Source organism: Mesorhizobium kowhaii, from assembly GCF_003253745.1.
Classification (GTDB): domain Bacteria; phylum Pseudomonadota; class Alphaproteobacteria; order Rhizobiales; family Rhizobiaceae; genus Mesorhizobium; species Mesorhizobium kowhaii.
In genome coordinates this window covers 62,771-82,901 of sequence record NZ_MZXV01000040.1, presented here as the reverse complement: position 1 = coordinate 82,901, position 20,131 = coordinate 62,771, and the positions used below count along the sequence as shown (strand labels likewise).

The following is a 20,131-nucleotide window of genomic DNA, read 5'->3' as shown; positions in this document are numbered from 1 at the left end:
CATGAGTGCAAGCGATAGACAGGCCGGCCTTGATCGCCGTTTCATGGCGGCGGCACTCCGCCTTTCGCGGAAGCATGCCGGGCGCACCGCGACCAACCCTTCCGTAGGCACGCTGATCGTGCGCGACGACGGGGATGGCCCGATGATCGTCGGCACCGGCGTCACCGCTGTCGGCGGCCGTCCGCATGCCGAGACCGAGGCGCTGGCCGAGGCCGGCGAACTGGCGCGCGGCGCCACCGCCTATGTCACGCTGGAACCTTGCGCCCACCATGGCCGCACGCCGCCTTGCGCCAATGCGCTGGTCAACGCCGGTGTCGCGCGCGTCGTCGGCGCCGCCAGCGATCCCGATCCGCGCGTGTCCGGCAAGGGCTACGCGATCCTGCGCGCCGCCGGGATCGAGGTGGTCGAAAAGGTTCTGGCGGCGGAAGCCGCCGAACAGATGGCCGGTTATTTGATTAGATCGTTGAGAAAACGCCCCGAAGTGATTCTCAAGCTTGCGCTTTCCAGCGATGGCAGGATCGGCAGGGAAGGCGGGGGGCAGGTGACGATCACCGGCGATATCGCCCGTCGCGAAGTGTATCTGATGCGGGCCGAGGCCGATGGCATATTGATCGGCATCGGCACCGCCCTTGAGGATGATCCCGCTCTCACGGTGCGCTTGCCCGGGCTGGAGAACCGTTCGCCGGCCCGTATCGTGCTCGACCGGCAGATCAGGTTGCCGGAGGCCTCGAAGCTGGTTTCGGGCGTGGACCGGGTGCCGCTCTATGTCGCCGCTTGCCTGGAGGCCGATCCGCAGCGGCGGACCATGCTGGAACGCGCCGGGGTGCGCTTCATCGGCACCGAAACACATGAGGGCGGCGTCGCACTGCCGGAACTGCTCGAGGATCTGGCCGCGCTCGGCATGGCCAGTGTCCTGGTCGAGGGCGGTGCCAAGGTGGCGAGCGCTTTCCTGGCCGAGGGGCTGGTCGACCGCATCGTGCTGTTCCAGGGGCCGGAAGCAATCGGCGCTGACGGCATTGCATCGCCCATCGATGCCGACCATATCCTGGCAGGATTTCGCAAGCTCCGCGATATGCGTTTCGGCGAAGACAGTTATGCAGAGTGGTTCAGAGATCTTTAGGATCAACACCGATGTTTACCGGAATTGTGACCGATGTCGGCACTGTCGCGGCTGTCAAGCCGCTTAGGGAAGGGGTGGGACTGCGCATCGACACCGCCTACGATCCCGAAACGATCGCCATCGGCGCCTCGATTTCTTGCGGCGGTGTCTGCCTGACGGTGACGGCCTTGCCCAACAGCGGCACGAATGCGCGCTGGTTCGAGGTCGAGGCCTGGGAAGAGGCGCTCAGGCTGACGACGGCGATGGGCTGGAAATCGGGCTCGCGGATCAATCTGGAGCGAGCGCTGAAGATCGGCGACGAACTTGGTGGGCACATCGTTTCGGGCCATGTCGACGGCATGGCCGAGATCATCGAGCGCAAGGACGAAGGGGACGCGGTGCGTTTTACCCTCGAAGCACCGCGCGATCTTGCTAAGTTCATTGCACCGAAGGGCTCGGTCGCGCTCGACGGCACCTCGCTCACCGTCAACAAGGTGGAAGGCACGCGCTTCGACGTGCTTTTGATCCACCATTCGCTGACCGTGACCACCTGGGGCGAGCGTCAGGTCGGCGACCGCGTCAATCTCGAGATCGACACCATGGCCCGCTACGCGGCGCGGCTGGTGGAGGCCGCGAAAGAGGGGCTTTGACGCCTCCTGTCGCCAATCGCTCTTCGACGACAATCTTGAAAGCTTCCGGCCATTGGCCGTACATTGTTGTCAAGAGAACGATAATGACCCCATCTGCCTTGAATACGTCTCGCGGCCGTGTCCGTGGTGAGCGTCTGGAAACACGGGTCACGGCCGACCAGAAGAATCTTATCGAACAGGCCGCCGCACTTCAGGGCCGGACGGTGACGGATTTCGTGCTGACCAGCGTGCAGGAAGCTGCTCTACGGGCCATCGAGGAGCACCAGCGCCTCGATCTATCCGTCCGCGACAGTGAGCCTTCGTCGATGCTCTGATCAATCCCCGGCCCGTCAACGACCGCCTGCGCGACACTGTGAGCCGGTATTGCCGGGCCACCGGCGCCTGACCGGGGTGGACGAGTCCACCGGGGTGGGCGGGTCGATTGGGGAAGCCCTGCGGGTTGAGGTGCTTGGCCCGCAGCATAACAGGACGGCCGATATTGCCGAACTGTTCAGATGACAAAAAATGGTCGCAGGCAGACGGACTTCCGCGGCAAACCGGACACGCGCAACATCTTCGCTTGCGATCAAACGGGCTTCGGCCTAAGTCACCGGCTCTGCCGGAGACGTGACGCAAAATGCCCAAGAACAAGAAACTCAAGCTGCTGATCATCGAAGCCCGCTTCTATGATGATCTGGCGGACGCGCTGCTCGAAGGCGCCAAGGCTGCGCTCGACGAAGCCGGCGTCAAGTACGATGTCGTCACCGTGCCGGGCGCGCTGGAAATTCCGGCCGTGATCTCCTTCGCGCTCGATGCCGCCGAGGGTGAGGGCGCCGACTATGACGGCTTTGTCGCGCTCGGCACCGTCATCCGCGGCGAGACGCACCATTTCGATATCGTTGCCAACGAATCCGCACGCGCCCTGATGGATATGTCGGTGCAGGAATCGATCTGCATCGGCAACGGCATCCTGACCACCGAAAACGACGAACAGGCCTGGACGCGCGCCCGGCGCACGGAAGGCGACAAGGGTGGCTTTGCCGCCCGTGCCGCGCTGAGCATGATCGCCGTCAAGAAACGGCTCGGAGCCTGACCGGCGTGACGCAATCCGGAGACAAGGATCGACCACCGGTACGCCACGCCAACAAGCGCGGCGCTGCCCGGCTGGCCGCTGTGCAGGCGCTCTATCAGATGGATGTCGCCGGCAGCGGCGTCTTCGAGATCACCGCCGAATACGAGGCCTTTCGTCTCGGCAAGGAAGTCGACGGCGCGCTCTACCGCGAGGCCGATGCGCAATGGTTTCGCGCCATTCTCGCCGGTGTCGTCGAGAACCAGAAGACCGTCGATCCGATCATACGCCAGGCACTGACCGAGGATTGGCCGCTGTCGAGGCTCGATTCGACGCTGCGCGCCATTCTGCGCGCCGGCGTCTACGAACTGATGAAGCGCGAGGATGTCCCCGTCGCAGTCATCGTTTCCGAATATGTCGATATCGCCAAGGCTTTCTACGAGGAAGACGAGCCGAAGCTGGTCAATGCCGTGCTTGACCGTGTGTCTCGCCGGGTGCGTGGCGAGGGGCGCGGCAAGGACGCATCGTGACAGCAATCGCCATCGAGGCAGGCACGGACGCGCGTCGCACCGCATTGATCCTCGCCGCCTCGCAGGCGATCATCGGTTCTGCTGCCCCCATCGCCATCTCCATGGGGGCGCTGGCCGGGCAATATCTGCTTGGTCCCGACAAGTCGCTGGCAACGGCGCCGATCACCGGCTTCAACATCGGCGTGGCGCTCGGCGCACTGCCAGCGGCGGCCATCATCCGCGGCATGGGCCAACGCGGCGGCTTCATGACCGGCACGATCGTCACTGCGCTTGGCGGGCTGGTCGCTACATCGGCGCTTTTCCACGGCAGCTTCTGGCTGTTTGCCTTCGGCCTGTTGGTGATCGGCGTCGGCGGCGCCTTCGTGCAGCAGTTCCGTTTTGCCGCCGCCGACAATGCGCCGCCGCCGTTCAAGGCACGCGCCATCTCCTTTGTGCTGGCCGGCGGCATCGTCACCGCCATCCTCGGGCCGCAGATCGTCATCTTCACCCGTGAATCGTTCGCGCCGGTGATGTTTGCCGGTTCGTTCGCCGCCATCCTGCCGCTGGCGGCGGTCGGTGCTATCATCCTGTCGTTCCTGCGCCTGCCGGCGAAGGCATCCGGCAAGGTGGAGATCGCCGACAACGACGCCAGACCGTTGGCCGAAATCGTTACCCACCCGCGCTTCGTCGCGGCGCTGTTCTGCGCCGTCGGCAGCTATGCGCTGATGAGCTTCGTCATGACCGGCGCCCCGCTGGCGATGGTTGGCTGCGGTCTGTCGGAGGACGATGCGACGCTTGGCATTTCCTGGCACGTCATGGCGATGTTCGCGCCGAGCTTCTTCACCGGCTCGCTGATCCATCGCTTTGGTGCCGAACGCATCGTCGCCACCGGCCTGATCCTGCTCATCGGCTGCGCCATCGTCGCTCTGTCGGGCTTGGCGCTGTGGCAATTCTGGACGTCGCTGATCCTGCTCGGCCTTGGCTGGAATTTCAGCTTCATCGGCGCCACGGCGATGGTGGCGGCCAGCTACCGGCCGTCGGAAAAGGGCAAGGTGCAGGGCTTCCACGACTTCGTGCTGTTCGGCTCTGTCGCTTGCGCGTCGCTGATGTCGGGTATGGTCTACAATGCCTGGGGCTGGACCATGCTGAACTGGATGGTCTTTCCGGTCACCGTTTTGTGCTTCGTCGCCCTCGGCGCGCTCAAGCTGACGGGCATTCGCAAGGCCGACGCCTGATCCCAGCCGCTGCTTGCCTGACACGCCCTGTCAACATGGTGCCTGCCGAATTTGCGGCGCCCGAACAAAATTATTGCCTCTGTGCCTATTGTTATGAAACCGTGTGCCCCGACTGGTGGCTGAAGCCATGCTCATATGCGGCCGCCGCATTCCGGTTCACAGCAAGGGATTTTCACAATGTTTTCAGTCAAGGTCTTGGCCAGCGCGGCATTGGCGCTCGGCATCACCGCGGCTTCCGCCAGTGCCCAGGTGGTTGTCTCTTCGAAGATCGACACCGAGGGCGGCGTGCTCGGCAACATCATCCAGCTCGTTCTCAACGCCAACAACATCAAGACCACCGACCGGATCCAGCTCGGCGGCACGCCGGTGGTGCGCAAGGCTATCACCGCCGGCGAGATCGACATCTATCCCGAATACACCGGCAACGCCGCTTTCTTCTTCGAGAAGGCCGACGACCCGGTCTGGAAGGATGCCGCAAAGGCCTATGAGACTGCCAAGAAGCTCGACTACGACGCCAACAAGATCGTCTGGCTGTCGCCGTCGCCGGCCAACAACACCTGGGCGATCGCGCTGCGCAAGGAGGTCGCCGAGACCAACAAGCTCGCCACGCTCACCGAATTCGGCAAGTATGTCGCGGGCGGCGGCCAGGTGGTGCTGGCGGCCTCCGCCGAGTTCGTCAACTCGGCGGCCGCACTTCCGGCCTTCCAGACCACCTATGGCTTCACGCTGAAGCCGGACCAGTTGATCACGCTCTCGGGCGGCGACACGGCGGCAACCATCGCAGCCGCCGCCAACCAGACCAGCGGGGCGAATGCCGCCATGGTCTATGGCACCGATGGCGGCATCGCGCCGTCCGGTCTGGTCGTGCTCGACGACGACAAGGGCGTGCAGCCGGTCTACCAGCCGGCGCCGATCATCCGCGAAAAGGTGCTGAAGGAACATCCCGAGATCGAGACGCTGCTGAAGCCGGTCTTCGCCAAGCTCGACCTCGTCACGCTGCAGGAGCTGAACGGTCGCGTGCAGGTCGGCGGTGAGCCGGTCAAGGGCGTCGCCGAGGACTTCCTGAAAAAGAACGGCTTCCTGAAGTAGGACGATCCCGGCGCGCCGCATTCGTGGCGCGTCGGATCGACTGACGGGGGAGGGCGTGCAGATCCGGTTCGACAAGCTCGGCGTGGTCATCGCCGCGATAGCAGCCTATGCGGCTTTCGCCGCGCCCTTTGCCACGTTCCGCGCCAACCGCATCGTTCCCGGCCAGGCGCGCTCGATTCTCGAGGCGCTGCCGACGGCCACCGGGACGCTACTGCTCGCCATCGTTGTCATAGCCGCGCTCATTGCGCTGTTCAGGACGCCGCTTGTCCTGCGCCTTGCCGCGAGCGTCGTGGCACTTGCCGCGCTAGCGCTGCTGATCGGCGTCGCCGGCACATATCTCACGCCAGCCGGCAACACCTTTGCGAGAGTGTCGCCGGCCTCCGGTTTCTGGATGCTGATCTTTGCCTTCACGCTTCTGCTAGCCGACGTGCTGACACGGCTGAACCTGTCGCCGTTGGGGCGGATCGGCGTGCTTGTCGTAGCGGCTTTGGCGATCGGCCTGCTGTTGATTTCGGGAAGCTGGGACAATCTGTCGATCCTCAAGGAATACGCCAACCGCGCTGACAGTTTTTGGGCCGAAGGCTCCAAGCATGTGACGCTGGCGCTCGGTTCGCTGGCTGCGGCTGTGATCGTCGGCCTGCCGCTTGGTATCCTTTGCCATCGTGTCGAAAAGCTGCGCGCCGGCGTGCTCAACGTGCTCAATATCATTCAGACCATTCCCTCGATAGCGCTATTCGGCCTGCTGATCGCGCCGCTCGGCTGGGTCGCCACGCATGTGCCGGGAGCCGCCGCGCTCGGTATTCGCGGCATCGGCACGGCGCCGGCTTTCGTCGCTCTGTTCCTCTATTCACTGCTGCCGGTGGTGGCCAACACCGTGGTCGGTCTCGCCGGCGTGCCGCGCGCTGCCAACGACGCGGCGCGCGGCATGGGCATGACCGACAGGCAGCGCCTGTTCGGCGTCGAGTTTCCGCTGGCATTTCCGGTGATCCTCACCGGCATCCGCATCGTTTTGGTGCAGAACATCGGCCTCGCCACCATTGCCGCGCTCATCGGTGGCGGTGGTTTCGGCGTGTTCGTTTTCCAGGGGGTTGGCCAGACGGCGATGGATCTGGTGCTGCTCGGCGCCGTGCCGACGGTAGCGCTCGCCTTTGCCGCGGCCATCATTCTCGACGCGGTGATCGAAATGACCGCCACCAAGCGCAGGGTTGAAACGGCATGATCGAGATCGAAGGCATTACCAAGCGCTATGACGCGACAACGGTGGTCGATGATGTCTCGATGATCATCGAGCCACGCACCATCGCTGTCATCGTCGGCACGTCCGGTTCCGGCAAGACGACGCTGCTGCGCATGATCAACCGGCTGGTCGAGCCGACGGCTGGCGTCATCAAGCTCGATGGCGCGGACAATCGCTCGCTGCCCGGTTACGAACTGCGCCGCAGCATCGGCTATGCTATCCAGGGCCACGGCCTGTTTCCGCATCGCACGGTGGCGCAGAACATTGCCACCGTGCCGGTGCTGCTCGGCTGGGACAAAGCCCGCATCAAAGCCCGCGTCGACGAGTTGATGACGCTCTACCAGCTTGATCCCGAAGCCTTCGGCCCGCGCTACCCGCACGAACTGTCCGGCGGCCAGCAGCAGCGCGTTGGCGTTGCCCGCGCGCTCGCCGCCGAGCCCAACGTGCTGTTGATGGACGAGCCGTTCGGCGCGCTCGACCCGATCATCCGCACCAAGGCGCAGGAGGATCTGCTGGCGATCCAGAAGCGCTTCGGCACCACCATCATCCTCGTCACCCACGACATGGAAGAGGCCGTGCACATGGGCGACAAGATCGCTGTCATGGATGCCGGCAAGCTTGTGCAATACGCCAAGCCCGCCGAGATCCTGGCAAACCCGGCCAGCGCCTTCGTCGAGACCCTGGTCGGCGCCAGCGAAAGGCCGTTCCGGCTCTTGTCGCTCGGCCGCGTGCGCGACGCCGTGGAGAAGGGCTCCGCCGAAGGCGAGGCGATCCCCGGTGATGCCAGCCAGCGCGATGCGCTGGCTGAATTGTTGTGGTCGGGCCGGCCGGCGCTGCCGGTCAAAGGCGCCGACGGCAAGCCGCTTGGCCGCGTCACCGTCGACGGTCTGGTGAAGCGCGCGGCGAGGCCGGCATGAAAGCCTGGCTTCCATCGCTGCTCAGGCTTGCTTTGGTGGTGCTGCTCATTGCCTTTGTCACCAATCCCGACTGGTTCGAACCGCTGCTGAAGCCGCTGACCGAGAACAATGCGCCGGTGATCTACAATCAGGGCAGCTTGCTGACGCTGACATTGCTGCATTTGCGCATCGTGCTGATAGCTACTGTGGCCGCAACCATCGTCGCGGTCGCACTGGCCATCCTGGTCACAAGGCCGGCCGGCGTCGAATTCTTGCCGCTGTCGCGCAGCCTGGTCAACATCGGCCAGACCTTTCCGCCGGTGGCGGTGCTGGCGCTTGCCGTGCCGGCGGTCGGCTTCGGCGAAAAACCGACTCTGATCGCGCTGTTTCTCTATGGCCTGCTGCCGATCTTCGAGAATGCGCTGACCGGCCTGACGACATTGCCGGCCAATGTGATGGAGGCGGCGCGCGGTGCTGGCATGACCGGTTGGCAAAGGCTCACCAAGGTCGAGCTGCCGCTCAGCGCCCCGATCATCCTGGGCGGCATCAGGCTGTCGGTGGTGATCAGCCTTGCCACCGCCACCATCGGCTCGACCGTTGCCGCCAAGACGTTGGGCGAGGTCATCATCGCCGGCCTGTTGTCCAACAACCTCGCCTTCATCCTGCAGGGCGGCCTGATCGTGGCAGCTCTTGCCGTGCTGATCTATGACGGTCTGTCGTCGGTTGAACGCTACACGGCGCGCCGCATGGGCCGCGAGGCCGAGTAGCCACGTGCCGCGTCTAGGACGATTTCAATCGATCTAATAGGACAATGCCGGAGGCGGCGGTATCGTGCCCTATGCCTTTTGGGCGAAAGCCGGGCAAAAACCGAACAATATCTTGACGTTCGCAGCCCTGTTTCGCATACACCGCTGCGAAGAGGCGGATTCCGTGCACGGGATCCGGTCTTTGTCTCAACGGCCCAGGGAGGGGTTCTTTTGGGCCATCAATCGAGGAAAATCCGGCAATGACAATTATTTCCGCCGTCATCGCCTGCGGTCTGCTTTCTGTCCTCTACGCCATCTGGGCGACACGTTCGGTCCTCGCGGCCGATCAGGGCAATGCACGCATGCAGGAAATCTCCGCGGCCATCCGCGAGGGCGCGCAGGCCTATCTGGCACGCCAGTACACCACCATCGCCATGGTCGGCGTCGTCGTGCTCGTGCTCGCCTGGTGGCTGCTTTCCATCACAGCCGCGGTCGGCTTCCTGATCGGCGCCGTCCTGTCGGGCGCCGCCGGCTTCATCGGCATGCATGTTTCGGTGCGGGCCAATGTGCGTACCGCGCAGGCGGCCTCCAACAGCCTCGCCGCCGGTCTCGACATCGCGTTCAAGTCGGGCGCCATCACCGGCATGCTGGTTGCTGGGCTGGCATTGCTCGGCGTGTCGATCTACTACCTCATCCTCACCCACTTCATGGGCCTTCAGCCCAATGACCGCATCGTCATCGACTCGCTGGTTTCGCTCGGCTTCGGCGCTTCGCTGATCTCGATCTTCGCCCGTCTCGGCGGTGGTATCTTCACCAAGGGCGCCGACGTTGGCGGCGATCTCGTCGGCAAGGTCGAAGCCGGTATTCCCGAAGACGATCCGCGCAACCCGGCCACCATCGCCGACAACGTTGGCGACAATGTCGGCGACTGCGCCGGCATGGCCGCCGACCTGTTCGAAACCTATGCGGTGACCGTCGTCGCCACCATGGTTCTCGCCTCCATCTTCTTCGGCGGCACCGCCGTTCTGGGTGCGGCGATGCTCTATCCGCTCGCCATCTGCGGCGCCTGCATCCTGACCTCGATCGTCGGCACCTTCTTCGTCAAGCTCGGCTCCAACGGCTCGATCATGGGCGCACTCTACAAGGGCCTGATCGTCACCGGCCTGTTGTCCATCGTCGGCCTCGGCGTCGCCACCTCGGTTACCCTCGGCTGGGGCGAGATCGGCATGGTTGCCGGCATGGCCGTCACCGGCAAGAACCTGTTCATCTGCGGCCTGATCGGCCTCGTGGTGACCGGTCTGATCGTGGTGATCACAGAATACTACACCGGCACCAACAAGCGGCCGGTCAACTCCATCGCCCAGGCGTCGGTGACCGGTCACGGCACCAACGTCATCCAGGGCCTTGCGGTCTCGCTGGAATCGACGGCGCTGCCGGCGATCGTCATCGTCGCCGGCATCATCTCGACCTATCAGCTCGCCGGCCTCTTCGGTACGGCGATCGCGGTCACGACGATGCTCGGCCTCGCCGGCATGATCGTTGCGCTCGACGCCTTCGGCCCGGTCACCGACAATGCCGGCGGCATTGCCGAAATGGCCGGCCTGCCCAAGGAAGTGCGCCACTCCACCGACGCTCTCGACGCGGTCGGCAACACCACCAAGGCAGTGACCAAGGGCTACGCCATCGGTTCGGCCGGTCTCGGCGCGCTGGTGCTGTTTGCCGCCTATTCGAACGACCTGAAGTTCTTTGCCGCCAATGGCGACAAATATCCGTACTTCCAGGGCATGGGCGAAATCTCCTTCGATCTCTCCAACCCCTACGTCGTCGCCGGCCTGATCTTCGGTGGCCTGATCCCTTATCTGTTCGGCGGCATCGCCATGACGGCCGTCGGCCGTGCGGCGGGCGCCATCGTCGAGGAGGTGCGCAAGCAGTTCCGCGAGGATCCGGGCATCATGGCCGGCACGTCGAAGCCGAACTATGCCCGCGCGGTCGATCTTCTGACCAAGGCGGCGATCCGCGAGATGATCATCCCGTCGCTGCTGCCGGTGCTGGCGCCGCTCGTCGTCTATTTCGGCGTGCTGCTGATCTCGGGTTCGAAGGCGTCCGCCTTTGCCGCCCTCGGCGCCTCGCTGCTCGGCGTCATCGTCAATGGCCTTTTCGTCGCCATCTCGATGACCTCCGGCGGCGGCGCCTGGGACAACGCCAAGAAGTCCTTCGAAGACGGCTTTGTCGACAAGGACGGAGTCAAGCACCTCAAGGGTTCCGAAGCGCACAAGGCTTCGGTGACCGGCGACACGGTCGGCGATCCCTACAAGGACACCGCCGGTCCGGCCGTCAACCCGGCGATCAAGATCACAAACATCGTCGCGTTGCTGCTGCTGGCCGTGCTCGCGCACGGCTAAGCGATCGCCCAAGTCTCCGAGACAAAACCCGCGGGGAGCGATCCCCGCGGGTTTTTTGTTGCGGTGATGACACGGTCGCCTTTCAGTTCGTCCCTTCGTCTAGGCCCTCGCTGCGAGCCTTGCCCGACTGATCCCGGCAACAAAAACCCGCAGGATTGCTCCCGCGGGTTTTTGGTCGCCTGAGACGGTGCTGCTCTCCTCGAGGGGGAAGGCAGGTCTGAGATCAGGGAGTGCCGCCGCCTGGGACGCCTGGGGCCAGCTTGCTGGCGCCGTTGATGACCTGGCTGAGGAAGTTCTGGTCCTTGCCGCCGGTCGGCGTGGTGCGCGAGATGAAGTCGAACACCTTGCCGTCCTTCAATCCGTAATTGGCGATCTGGGTGACGCGACTGTCGGGGCCGAAATAGACCGCCAGCACATGCTGGTCAATGAGGTGCGGCTTGTCGAAGGCGACGTAGCGCTTGCGCGTCTGCGAAATGTAATAGAAGGCCTCGTTGTCGAAGGTCGCCGTCGTCGATGGCGTGCCGAGCGCCAGAAGCACCTGCTCGCGGCTCGAGCCGACCGGCACCAGGTCGATCGCCTGCTGGTCGATGACGTAGCCCTGGGTGAGGGTTTCGCTTGGGCTGAGGTCACCGATCATCTTGGAGGTGTGGCAGGCGGACAGCGCCGAAACAATCACCAGCAGCGAAATCGCACCGGCGGGCCGGGACGAGAAGGTCGACTTGAAATTCAGCGCGCGCAACAACAACTCCATTAACTGGCCGCAACTTGCGCTGGGCCGCAAAACCGGTAAACCAGCTTGCAGGCCGATGCAACAAGGCCACTTCAACAAACGGTCCCCGGGAGACCATCCCCAATGTTCCAGCGCTTTTTTGGCCGCGAACGCCATGCCAACCGCGCTATCACCGAGGCGCTTTACGCACAAATCGTGGCAGCGGCGCGGCAGACTGTGTTTTATTCCCACTGGAATGTACCCGACACGCCGCTTGGCCGTTTCGAGATGGTGTCGCTGCACATGTTCCTGTTCCAGCATCGGTTGCGCGGTGAGGGCGGCGTGGCGCAAGAGGTCGCGCAGGTGCTGATCGATGAGTTCTTCCTGGATGTCGACCACTCCCTGCGGGAATTGGGCATTGGCGATGTCGGCGTGCCCAAACGCATGAAAAAGCTGGCCAAGATGTTTTATGGTCGAACCGCCGCCTATGACGATGCCCTGGAAAGAAACGACCATGATGGGCTCACCGCTGCCCTTGCCCGCAATGTCCGGCCCGACGCCGGCGCCTGGCCGGAAGCGTCGCTGCTGGCCAATTATGTCACCGACGCCTGCAATCAGCTGGCCGCACAGCCATCCGAATCGATTGTCTCCGGCACGGTGGCGTTTCCCGTCGCCAACGGAGGTTGATCGATGAAACACATTGACCCGCAAAGCCCGGTATCGTTCCGCGCAAACATCGCCCGTCTGCCGCAGAAGGGTTTGCCGGTGGTGATCGAGGCCGACGCCGCGCAGCGCGCGGCGCTGGCCGTGGAGCACGAGCTGCTTTCGGTCGAAGCCTATCGCGCCGAGCTTCTGGTGACCTCATGGAAGCGCAATGGCGTGAAGGTTAGCGGTCGTGTCGAAGCCGACATCACCCAGGCCTGCATCGTCACGCTCGACCCTGTCGAAGCTCATATCGACGAGCCGATCGAAGCACTGTTGCTGCCCGAGGACTCCAAGCTCGGACGGCAGGGTTTCGATGGCGGCGGCGAGATCCTGCTCGACGCGGACGGACCGGACGGTCCCGAAACATTTTCCGGCGACACGATCGACGTCGGCGCACTCGCCGAACAGTTCTTCGGACTGGCGATCGACCCTTATCCGCGCAAGCAGGGCGCGTCTCTGGATGCCGGCGGCGAGACCGAACCGGCGGAGAATGAATTTCAGCAAAAACTGCGATCCTTGCTGGGAAAATCCTGAAAACCTCGCCCGCGACGGAAAAGTCGGTTGTGCGGCAGCCCAAAACCGTTATTTTCGCCGAACCTTCGCGATCACTAAAGCGACCTGCCGCCTAACCGTGAGATAAATACCGCGTGATCAGGATTTCCATCGATGCCATGGGCGGCGATCACGGACCAGCCGTGGTCATTCCAGCGCTCATGACGGTCGCGACCCGCCGTCCCGACATCCGCTTCGTCATCTTCGGGCGTGAGGACGTCGTGCGCCCCGAACTGGCCAAATTTCCCAAGCTGGCCGAGGTCAGCGAGTTCTTCCACTGCGAGATAGCGGTCAGGATGGACGACAAGCCGAGCCAGGCGCTGCGCCATGGCCGCTGGAAGTCGTCGATGTGGAAGGCCGTCGAAGCGGTCAAGGCCGGCACGGCGGACGCCTGCATTTCTGCCGGCAATACCGGCGCGCTGATGGCGATGTCGAAATTCTGCCTGCGCACCATGGCGACCATCGATCGCCCGGCGATCGCGGCACTCTGGCCGACGTTGCGCGGCGAGAGCGTGGTGCTGGACGTCGGCGCCACCATCGGCGCCGATGCGCATCAGCTGATTGATTTTGCCATTCTGGGCACCGGCATGGCGCGCTCGGTCTTCGGCGTTGCCCGGCCCAGCGTCGGCCTGCTCAATGTCGGGGTCGAGGAGATCAAGGGCCAGGAAGAGGTCAAGGAGGCCGGGCGCATGCTGCGCGAGGCCAATATGGCCTCGATGAACTATCACGGTTTCGTCGAGGGCGACGACATCGGCAAGGGCGTGGTCGACGTTGTCGTCACCGAAGGTTTTGCCGGCAATATCGCGCTGAAGACGGCGGAAGGCACGGTGCGCCAGATCTCTGGCTACCTGCGCGCGGCGATGAGCCGGACCTTGATGGCCAGGATCGGCTATGTCTTCGCCAAGGGCGCCTTCGATCGCTTGCGCGAAAAGATGGATGTCGGCCGTTCCAATGGCGGCGTCTTCCTGGGGCTGAACGGCATCGTGGTGAAAAGCCATGGCGGTGCCGATTCGGACGGCTTCGCCGCAGCGATCGAGCTTGGCTATGATATGGTGCGTAACAATCTGCTCGACCGCATCGAGGCCGACCTTGACCTGTTCCATGCGCGCAACCCGCATGCCCTGACATCTAGGAAAGCCGACGTCGTTATCGACGCAAAGGAATAGGAAAGAACTTTGATCAGATCAGTCGTGCGCGGCACGGGCGCCGCGCTGCCCCGCCGAATCATGAAGAATGCCGATTTCGAAGGCATGGTGGAAACCTCCGACGAGTGGATCGCGCAACGCACCGGCATCCGCCAGCGCCATATCGCTGGCGATGACGAGACGACGGCGTCGCTGGGGGAGGCGGCAGCGCGTGCCGCGCTTGCCAATGCCGGTCTGACGCCTGCCGACATCGATCTGATCGTGCTGGCGACCTCGACGCCCAACAATACCTTTCCGGCCACCGCCGTCGAAATCCAGAACCGGCTCGGCATGCATCACGGTTTTGCTTTCGACATGCAGGCGGTCTGCTCCGGCTTCGTCTATGCGGTAGCCACCGCCGATCTCTACATCCGCGGCGGCCTGGCCAAGCGCGTCCTGGTGATCGGCTCGGAAACATTCTCGCGCATCCTCGACTGGAGCGACCGCTCGACCTGCGTGCTGTTCGGCGACGGCGCCGGTGCCATGATCCTGGAGGCCGGCGAGGGGGCTGGCGCGATCGCCGATCGTGGCGTTCTGGCGGCCAGCCTGCGCTCCGACGGTATCCACAAGGACAAGCTCTTCGTCGACGGCGGGCCGTCGACCACGGGCACGGTCGGCCAACTCAGGATGGAGGGCCGCGAAGTCTTCAAGCATGCGGTCGGGATGATCACCGACGTCATCGAGGCGACGTTCTCACAAGCCGGCATATCAGCCGATGATCTCGACTGGTTCGTGCCGCACCAGGCCAATAAACGCATTATTGACGCTTCCGCCAAGAAGCTCGGGATAGCCGAGCAAAAGGTGGTGGTGACGGTCGATTTGCACGGTAACACCTCGGCTGCTTCCGTGCCGCTGGCGCTGGCGGTGGCCGTCGCCGACGGCCGCATCAAGAAGGGCGATCTCGTGCTTCTGGAGGCGATGGGTGGCGGCTTCACCTGGGGTGCTGTTCTGGTTCGTTGGTAAGTGCCGAACGGTCCGGTTTCGGTCCTTGACCTTGCCGGATCAATTACTTAGGCTCTGCCGTTGTTGTGCCGAATTTTATGTTTTGAGCTGATGGGACGGTCGCATGGGGGGAAAGACACTTACGCGCGCCGACCTTGCCGAGGCTGTTTACCGGAAGGTCGGCTTGTCGCGCACTGAATCGGCCGAACTTGTCGAAGCGGTGCTGGACGAGATCTGCGAAGCGATCGTCCGTGGCGAGACGGTGAAGCTGTCGTCCTTCGCGACATTCCACGTCCGTTCCAAGAACGAGCGCATCGGCCGCAACCCCAAGACTGGCGAAGAGGTGCCGATCCTGCCGCGCCGGGTGATGACCTTCAAGTCGTCGAACGTGCTGAAGAGCCGCATCTTGCGGTCGCATCAAAGCGGCAAGGCCAAAGGCGGCAAGTAGCTTCGTTCATCTGCGCGGTTGAAAACCGGTGCCGCGTCATGACGCCGGGCTTGAATATTGTTTCACAAACCGCTGAAATGAGACCCGATTCGGCAGGTAAGCCGGATCATCGTCCAGCGTGAGGATTCGCCCATGGACAAGAGCCCCGACGCCTTTCGTACCATCAGCGAGGTCGCCGAAGATCTCGACCTGCCGCAGCATGTGCTGCGCTTCTGGGAAACGCGTTTCAACCAGATCAAGCCGATGAAGCGTGGTGGCGGCCGTCGTTACTACCGGCCGCAGGATGTCGAACTGATCAAGGGCATCCGCCATATGCTCTACGACCAGGGCTACACCATCAAGGGCGTGCAGAAGCTGCTGCGCGAGAACGGCAATCATTTCCTGGTCGCCATCGGCAATGGCGACATGGCCGCCGTCGAGGCGATCTCGCAGCGAAAGCAGGCCGATCAAGTGCCGCTGACGCCTGCAGCCCAGCCACGCGGCATGGATGACGAACTGGTTGGCCAGCCGCGCGTCAAACCCAGCCGCCGCTTTTTCGGCCTGGGCAAGAGCGATGAGGAAGGTCCGGTTCAGCCGGACGTGTCGAAACTCTCACGCGACAATCGCGCCTTGCTGCAGGAGGCGCTGTTCGACCTCCTGGAATGCAAGCGCCTGCTCGATCAGGTGCGCTGATCGCTCCGCACGGAGCGACGTCGATATTTCGAAAACCGGAACCCGTCTTCCGGTGAGGCGTTACGTTTCCTTCTGCAATGCAAGGAAACACGTCATGGCATCATTTTCGACCCTCTCGGACATTGACCTCGACAAGCAGGTCGCGGCTCTCACCAGGGAATTGGCCAGCCTGAAGAAGGCAGTGTTCCGGCGGAGCGGTGCCTACTACGAAGACGGTCGCGATGCCGCGCTCGACACCTATTCCGATCTTGCAGGGCGTCTGCGGGATGCGATGCCGGCCATCCGCAAACAGGGCAGGGTGATCGAGAAATCGGCGCGCGGCCATCCGGCGGCGGCCGCTGCGGTCGGCCTTGTGGTGGTCGGTCTCGTTGCCAGCCTGCTGTTCAGCCGGCGCTGAGGGAGCAAAATCTCCGGTCGTCGGACAGGGAATTCGAGAAAAGAAAAATGGCGGCTTTCCTTTCGGGGCGGCCAGCGCAATGATTTTGAAAGCGCCGAATCGTATCGCAGTACCACGAGAAGACCAGTCTTGAACAACAAGCCAAGGCCGGTCTTCTCGTTGGCAGTCTGGTATGCTTAGGCCTTCTTCATCGTCACGTGGTGGTGATGATGATGGTAGTGATGGCGGTGATGGACGGGATGGTAGGGATGATGATGGTGGTGACGATGATGCGTTGCCATCGCGGCCGCATCCGCGCTCGTGGCGCCGATCACCGGCACCGTGAAAGCAAGTGCAACTGCAAGCCCGAGGGCCGAGAGGAGGGACTTCTTCATGGATCGTTTCCTTTTTTAGCAGGTGAATCGGGTCGATGACCCGATCGCCGCGAACGGGATTACGCTCCTGAATTTTTTCCTCGGTATTTCCCGATTGTAGAATTTTGTTTCTGGACTGTTTCCACGGAAACCGGGCTTGCACATCATCATCGCCAAGGCCGAAAAGCCTGCTTTAACGTCTCTTCCGCCTACATCGGCGGAACCACGCCATTGTTTCCGACCACGACGCGGCCGGAACTGAGCGTGCCGTCAGCCTCACGCTGGGCGGTAACGAAGACCGTCGCGCCCGGCTTGAGGTCGGTCGGCGTGGCAGGCGCGAAGGTCACGACAGGTGTGGTGTCGGGTATCGAAATCTTCTTCGTCTGCCCATTGTCATAGGTCAGCGTGACGGCTCGACCGTTTATATCGGTGACGTCGGCCACGGTGCCGTTGGTCATGCGGCTGTTTGGCTGCAGGTCCCAGGGGCGGTCGCCCTCACCAGTGCCTTTCAAAGCGGCTGGAAAGACCACCACCTCCAGCGCGCCGCTGCCGCCATCGGCTTTCGATACGGAGGCGATGCCGAGGAAGTCGCCTTGCTTGATATCCTTGACGGATGCATTGGCGACGCCTGAGATCTTCCAGCCGGCACTGAGCTTGATCGCAGAAGTATCGCCCTGGCGGGTTTTCACGGTGAGCAGCGATGGCTCGAAACTGGCCACAGTGCCGCGCACGCGCAACGTGTCCGCCGCTCGAGCGGCGCCGACATCGACAGCGGAAAGGCTGGAAATCGTGCCGAGCACGACGATGAGTGTCTTCAAGTTCATTGCAGAGATCCTTCCGGGACGGGCTGGCTGGAACCGGATGGTTTTCAGGCCAGCAACTCTGGGATAACGAACGGGCGCGGCGAAACTGCCGAAAAAAGGGCGATTGGACGGTCAAAACAACTTGATCGCGACGTGTGCGCGATCCTGCTGCGCAGGGCGCTTGAATCACGATAGCGTGACGGTCCGATTGGTACTTGGCAAATCGCTGGCGAGCGGGCATCTTCCCGATCGTCTCAGGCAACTTCGTCATTTGATCAAACTCTTTCAGCTTACGGAGTTGCCAATGCCCAACACTGCAAAACGCGAAGCCCTCTCCGAACCGGTAGCCAATGAGATCGGGCCAGATTACAGCACCCTCAGAGCAATGCGGGAGACCCGCGGCTACAGTGTGGAAAAGCTTTCCCTGACATGCGGTCTGGCTACCGACGAGATTGAAGATATCGAGAGCGGCAAGGTGACCGACCCGTCGAAGCTGCGTCGTATTGTGTCCGCGCTTCGACTTCCCCAGGATGCTTTGATCGCTTCGACTGTGCACACGCCGGCCGCGCAAGGTCGATCCCTGGCATAGTTCGAGATCAGGCCTGCCCGACAACCCGCCAAGGGCACCCCTTGGCGGGTTTGTTCTTGTTGGTGCCGCAGCCTTCCTGCCCAGCCTGGGGCTTGCCGATTTGTGTGCCGCACGTGTTTATACCCGCGGCGACCCGATCCGCCGTCCATCAAGTCCTGAACTATGGGTTTTCGAAATGAGCCTGGAATCCGTTCGTGCCTTCTTCGCCGCCCGCGCGCCCGACATCGATGTCATCGTCACCGAAGCGAGCTCGGCGACGGTGGCACTGGCGGCCGAGGCGCATGGCGTGCTGCCGGCGCAGATCGCCAAGACGATCTGCCTGCGCGTCGGTGATCGCACCATGCTGGTGGTGACCAGCGGCATCGCCAGGCTGGACAACCGCAAGTTCAAGGACCAGTTCGGCGGCAAGCCGCGCATGCTCGACGCCGCGGAGGTTGTCGAAGCAACCAGCCACCCGGTCGGCGGTGTCTGCCCGTTTGGCCTGCCGGCGCCGCTGCCGGTCTACTGCGACGTGTCGCTGCGCGAATTCGACGAGGTCGTGCCTGCCGCCGGCGCCACCAACGCCGCCGTGCGGCTTAGCCCGCAGCGCATGATCGACCTCACCGGCGCCGAATGGGTCGATGTCTGCCAGGGGTAGGTCAGGGGTTCGCCGGCACCCGCGATCGCATCGGCGCGATAGTCGCCGAATTTCGGTTGACCCGAGCGGGGTTATCACGATACATCGCGACCGGTCCGGAGTGTAGCGCAGCCCGGTAGCGCACTTGACTGGGGGTCAAGGGGTCGTCGGTTCGAATCCGGCCACTCCGACCAAGAAGATCAAAAGTTTAGTCATTTCCCCCAGAGGTGGCTATAAAATTTCTAGCCACATTGTAGCCACCGAAGAAAAAGCCCACCGAAGCCGAGCGAGCGCCTCAACGGGGTTAGCATGCGCTTAATTAGTTCCAAGGAAATTTTAACGAATCATTGACCGCGCTGTCCCAGAATAGGACGGCGCGGTCAAACCCCAACCGGACTGCGCAGGCGGCTCCGGCACTCAGCGCCCGCCCACTGTCGGAGCCGCTACTGACACTCCGAAATATACCAGCGATGGTTGAATCAACTGTTACCGCAGGTGCTTTCTAGTGCGTTGTTCCAGTCGCTAGACTTTGATGGAATACGGTTGTAGGCGCCCGCCCAGCGGCCAAGCATCATCACGCCCTACCACCTTGCCAAGCACGACGACCATGCCGACATCGCCGCCTACCTCAAGGCCCATGGAGTCGTCATCCTGAAACCGGAGCCGATTTCCGCCAAGCTGGCGGCCGGCGACCCTGCAAAGGGCGCGACGTTCTTTGCCTCCACCTGCGCCCCCTGCCATGTCGTACGGCCAAAGGATAATTCCACCATAGGGCCGAACCTGTGGAACGTCGTCGGACGCGACAAGGCCTCAATGAAGTTCGACCGCTACTCCAAGACCCTGCTGGCCTGGGACGGGTCCTGGACCTACGAGGATCTCAACATCTTCCTCGCTGGTCCGTCGCTGACCACGCCCGGCGTGAACATGGACTTCCGCGGCGTGCCCGATGAAGCCGACCGGCTGAACGTGATCGCCTATCTGCGAACGCTCGCTGACTCGCCGGTTCCGCTGCCCTGATCTGCATGGCCTCGCCAGCGCGCCGTTTGTGCCGGCCGCCATCCTTACACCGGAGAAGCTGTCCGCGCTGGCGGACTGTGTTTCGCTTCTCAGGGTTTGCTTTCAGGATGGAATCTGCGGCGGCTACCATTTCTTGCGGGTGGTCGTGGTCATGAGCGGTCATCCCATTTTGAGGAACCGGCGGGGCCGGGCAGTCCGTTTCCGCTCTGTGCGGGACGGGTGGTCTAATATCA

Annotated in this window: 23 protein-coding genes, 1 tRNA gene and 1 pseudogene; 22 read left to right on the top strand and 3 right to left on the bottom strand. The window is 63.1% G+C overall.

The window, feature by feature from the left end:
* Position 1 precedes the first annotated feature (1 nt).
* From ribD to B5V02_RS19370, 11 genes and pseudogenes are all read left to right on the top strand, one after another.
* On the top strand, positions 2–1,120 hold the full coding sequence (gene ribD, locus B5V02_RS19420; RefSeq protein WP_111545741.1) for a bifunctional diaminohydroxyphosphoribosylaminopyrimidine deaminase/5-amino-6-(5-phosphoribosylamino)uracil reductase RibD: 1,119 nt from the start codon (positions 2–4) through the stop codon (positions 1,118–1,120).
* An 11-nt stretch (positions 1,121–1,131) separates the two neighbouring features.
* Complete coding sequence (locus tag B5V02_RS19415) at positions 1,132–1,749, top strand: riboflavin synthase (protein ID WP_111545740.1); 618 nt, start codon at positions 1,132–1,134, stop codon at positions 1,747–1,749.
* 83 nt (positions 1,750–1,832) lie between these two features.
* Positions 1,833–2,134, top strand: a pseudogene (locus B5V02_RS19410) (type II toxin-antitoxin system TacA family antitoxin).
* Between the two features lie 231 nt (positions 2,135–2,365).
* Entirely contained in the window at positions 2,366–2,821 is a 456-nt protein-coding gene (gene ribH / locus B5V02_RS19405; protein WP_111545739.1) for a 6,7-dimethyl-8-ribityllumazine synthase, read from the top strand.
* 5 nt (positions 2,822–2,826) lie between these two features.
* Positions 2,827–3,327, top strand: a complete 501-nt coding sequence (gene nusB, locus B5V02_RS19400; RefSeq protein WP_111545738.1) for a transcription antitermination factor NusB — start codon at positions 2,827–2,829, stop codon at positions 3,325–3,327.
* Positions 3,324–4,541 carry an MFS transporter gene (locus B5V02_RS19395; protein WP_111545737.1) on the top strand — a complete coding sequence of 406 codons (1,218 nt, stop codon included), beginning with the start codon at positions 3,324–3,326 and terminating at the stop codon, positions 4,539–4,541. Before nusB ends, B5V02_RS19395 begins: the two co-directional genes overlap by 4 nt.
* A 177-nt stretch (positions 4,542–4,718) precedes the next feature.
* Positions 4,719–5,630 carry a glycine betaine ABC transporter substrate-binding protein OsmF gene (gene osmF / locus B5V02_RS19390; protein ID WP_111545736.1) on the top strand — a complete coding sequence of 304 codons (912 nt, stop codon included), beginning with the start codon at positions 4,719–4,721 and terminating at the stop codon, positions 5,628–5,630.
* 55 nt (positions 5,631–5,685) lie between these two features.
* Entirely contained in the window at positions 5,686–6,849 is a 1,164-nt protein-coding gene (locus tag B5V02_RS19385; protein ID WP_111545735.1) for an ABC transporter permease, read from the top strand.
* The gene (locus B5V02_RS19380; protein WP_111545734.1) at positions 6,846–7,784 is read left to right on the top strand and encodes an ABC transporter ATP-binding protein; all 939 of its coding nucleotides are present in this window, start codon (positions 6,846–6,848) and stop codon (positions 7,782–7,784) included. Before B5V02_RS19385 ends, B5V02_RS19380 begins: the two co-directional genes overlap by 4 nt.
* Positions 7,781–8,530, top strand: a complete 750-nt coding sequence (locus tag B5V02_RS19375; protein ID WP_111545733.1) for an ABC transporter permease — start codon at positions 7,781–7,783, stop codon at positions 8,528–8,530. Before B5V02_RS19380 ends, B5V02_RS19375 begins: the two co-directional genes overlap by 4 nt.
* A gap of 239 nt (positions 8,531–8,769) precedes the next feature.
* Complete coding sequence (locus B5V02_RS19370; RefSeq protein WP_111545732.1) at positions 8,770–10,911, top strand: sodium-translocating pyrophosphatase; 2,142 nt, start codon at positions 8,770–8,772, stop codon at positions 10,909–10,911.
* 223 nt (positions 10,912–11,134) lie between these two features.
* On the opposite strand, the gene B5V02_RS19365 is transcribed toward B5V02_RS19370, so the two are convergent.
* Positions 11,135–11,650 carry an outer membrane protein assembly factor BamE gene (locus B5V02_RS19365; RefSeq protein WP_111545906.1) on the bottom strand — a complete coding sequence of 172 codons (516 nt, stop codon included), beginning with the start codon at positions 11,648–11,650 and terminating at the stop codon, positions 11,135–11,137.
* Positions 11,651–11,764: 114 nt separating this feature from the next.
* On the opposite strand from B5V02_RS19365, the gene B5V02_RS19360 reads away from it, so the two are divergent.
* The 7 genes from B5V02_RS19360 to B5V02_RS19330 all read left to right on the top strand — a co-directional run bounded on the left by B5V02_RS19360 (position 11,765) and on the right by B5V02_RS19330 (position 16,520).
* Positions 11,765–12,307, top strand: a complete 543-nt coding sequence (locus tag B5V02_RS19360) for a ubiquinol-cytochrome C chaperone family protein (protein ID WP_111545731.1) — start codon at positions 11,765–11,767, stop codon at positions 12,305–12,307.
* 3 nt (positions 12,308–12,310) lie between these two features.
* Positions 12,311–12,859 carry a YceD family protein gene (locus B5V02_RS19355; protein WP_111545730.1) on the top strand — a complete coding sequence of 183 codons (549 nt, stop codon included), beginning with the start codon at positions 12,311–12,313 and terminating at the stop codon, positions 12,857–12,859.
* 113 nt (positions 12,860–12,972) lie between these two features.
* Positions 12,973–14,043 carry a phosphate acyltransferase PlsX gene (gene plsX / locus B5V02_RS19350; protein ID WP_111545729.1) on the top strand — a complete coding sequence of 357 codons (1,071 nt, stop codon included), beginning with the start codon at positions 12,973–12,975 and terminating at the stop codon, positions 14,041–14,043.
* Positions 14,044–14,052: 9 nt separating this feature from the next.
* Positions 14,053–15,024, top strand: coding sequence for a beta-ketoacyl-ACP synthase III (locus B5V02_RS19345; RefSeq protein ID WP_111545728.1), 972 nt, complete (start codon positions 14,053–14,055; stop codon positions 15,022–15,024).
* A 103-nt stretch (positions 15,025–15,127) separates the two neighbouring features.
* Positions 15,128–15,451, top strand: a complete 324-nt coding sequence (locus B5V02_RS19340; protein ID WP_111545727.1) for an integration host factor subunit alpha — start codon at positions 15,128–15,130, stop codon at positions 15,449–15,451.
* A 132-nt stretch (positions 15,452–15,583) separates the two neighbouring features.
* Entirely contained in the window at positions 15,584–16,123 is a 540-nt protein-coding gene (locus B5V02_RS19335) for a MerR family transcriptional regulator (protein WP_111545726.1), read from the top strand.
* 94 nt (positions 16,124–16,217) lie between these two features.
* Entirely contained in the window at positions 16,218–16,520 is a 303-nt protein-coding gene (locus B5V02_RS19330) for a hypothetical protein (protein WP_111545725.1), read from the top strand.
* Between the two features lie 176 nt (positions 16,521–16,696).
* On the opposite strand, the gene B5V02_RS40130 is transcribed toward B5V02_RS19330, so the two are convergent.
* Positions 16,697–16,894 carry a hypothetical protein gene (locus B5V02_RS40130; protein ID WP_146606096.1) on the bottom strand — a complete coding sequence of 66 codons (198 nt, stop codon included), beginning with the start codon at positions 16,892–16,894 and terminating at the stop codon, positions 16,697–16,699.
* A 188-nt stretch (positions 16,895–17,082) separates the two neighbouring features.
* On the bottom strand, positions 17,083–17,697 hold the full coding sequence (locus B5V02_RS19325) for a hypothetical protein (RefSeq protein ID WP_111545724.1): 615 nt from the start codon (positions 17,695–17,697) through the stop codon (positions 17,083–17,085).
* A gap of 283 nt (positions 17,698–17,980) precedes the next feature.
* Here B5V02_RS19325 and B5V02_RS19320 point away from each other — a divergent pair, with 283 nt between their 5' ends.
* The 4 genes from B5V02_RS19320 (at position 17,981) to B5V02_RS19305 (ending at position 19,898) form a co-directional block, all read left to right on the top strand.
* Positions 17,981–18,265: a helix-turn-helix domain-containing protein gene (locus tag B5V02_RS19320; protein WP_111545905.1), complete on the top strand. Its 285-nt coding sequence runs from the start codon at positions 17,981–17,983 to the stop codon at positions 18,263–18,265.
* Between the two features lie 175 nt (positions 18,266–18,440).
* The gene (locus B5V02_RS19315) at positions 18,441–18,902 is read left to right on the top strand and encodes a YbaK/EbsC family protein (protein WP_111545723.1); all 462 of its coding nucleotides are present in this window, start codon (positions 18,441–18,443) and stop codon (positions 18,900–18,902) included.
* 96 nt (positions 18,903–18,998) lie between these two features.
* Positions 18,999–19,075: transfer RNA gene (locus tag B5V02_RS19310), tRNA-Pro, on the top strand.
* Between the two features lie 376 nt (positions 19,076–19,451).
* Positions 19,452–19,898 (top strand): c-type cytochrome, encoded by a 447-nt coding sequence (locus tag B5V02_RS19305; RefSeq protein WP_111545722.1) that lies wholly within the window; start codon positions 19,452–19,454, stop codon positions 19,896–19,898.
* Positions 19,899–20,131 lie beyond the last annotated feature (233 nt).

Bases quoted from the DNA above. Each gene is read 5' to 3' on its own strand.
- B5V02_RS19325 (WP_111545724.1), bottom strand. From the start codon at position 17,697: ATGAACTTGAAGACACTCATCGTCGTGCTCGGCACGATTTCCAGCCTT.
- osmF (WP_111545736.1), top strand. From the start codon at position 4,719: ATGTTTTCAGTCAAGGTCTTGGCCAGCGCGGCATTGGCGCTCGGCATC.
- B5V02_RS19360 (WP_111545731.1), top strand. From the start codon at position 11,765: ATGTTCCAGCGCTTTTTTGGCCGCGAACGCCATGCCAACCGCGCTATC.
- ribH (WP_111545739.1), top strand. From the start codon at position 2,366: ATGCCCAAGAACAAGAAACTCAAGCTGCTGATCATCGAAGCCCGCTTC.
- B5V02_RS19315 (WP_111545723.1), top strand. From the start codon at position 18,441: ATGAGCCTGGAATCCGTTCGTGCCTTCTTCGCCGCCCGCGCGCCCGAC.
- B5V02_RS19370 (WP_111545732.1), top strand. From the start codon at position 8,770: ATGACAATTATTTCCGCCGTCATCGCCTGCGGTCTGCTTTCTGTCCTC.
- B5V02_RS19330 (WP_111545725.1), top strand. From the start codon at position 16,218: ATGGCATCATTTTCGACCCTCTCGGACATTGACCTCGACAAGCAGGTC.
- B5V02_RS19380 (WP_111545734.1), top strand. From the start codon at position 6,846: ATGATCGAGATCGAAGGCATTACCAAGCGCTATGACGCGACAACGGTG.
- B5V02_RS19415 (WP_111545740.1), top strand. From the start codon at position 1,132: ATGTTTACCGGAATTGTGACCGATGTCGGCACTGTCGCGGCTGTCAAG.
- B5V02_RS19340 (WP_111545727.1), top strand. From the start codon at position 15,128: ATGGGGGGAAAGACACTTACGCGCGCCGACCTTGCCGAGGCTGTTTAC.
- B5V02_RS19320 (WP_111545905.1), top strand. From the start codon at position 17,981: ATGCCCAACACTGCAAAACGCGAAGCCCTCTCCGAACCGGTAGCCAAT.
- B5V02_RS19375 (WP_111545733.1), top strand. From the start codon at position 7,781: ATGAAAGCCTGGCTTCCATCGCTGCTCAGGCTTGCTTTGGTGGTGCTG.
- B5V02_RS40130 (WP_146606096.1), bottom strand. From the start codon at position 16,894: ATGAAGAAGTCCCTCCTCTCGGCCCTCGGGCTTGCAGTTGCACTTGCT.
- B5V02_RS19355 (WP_111545730.1), top strand. From the start codon at position 12,311: ATGAAACACATTGACCCGCAAAGCCCGGTATCGTTCCGCGCAAACATC.
- B5V02_RS19335 (WP_111545726.1), top strand. From the start codon at position 15,584: ATGGACAAGAGCCCCGACGCCTTTCGTACCATCAGCGAGGTCGCCGAA.
- ribD (WP_111545741.1), top strand. From the start codon at position 2: ATGAGTGCAAGCGATAGACAGGCCGGCCTTGATCGCCGTTTCATGGCG.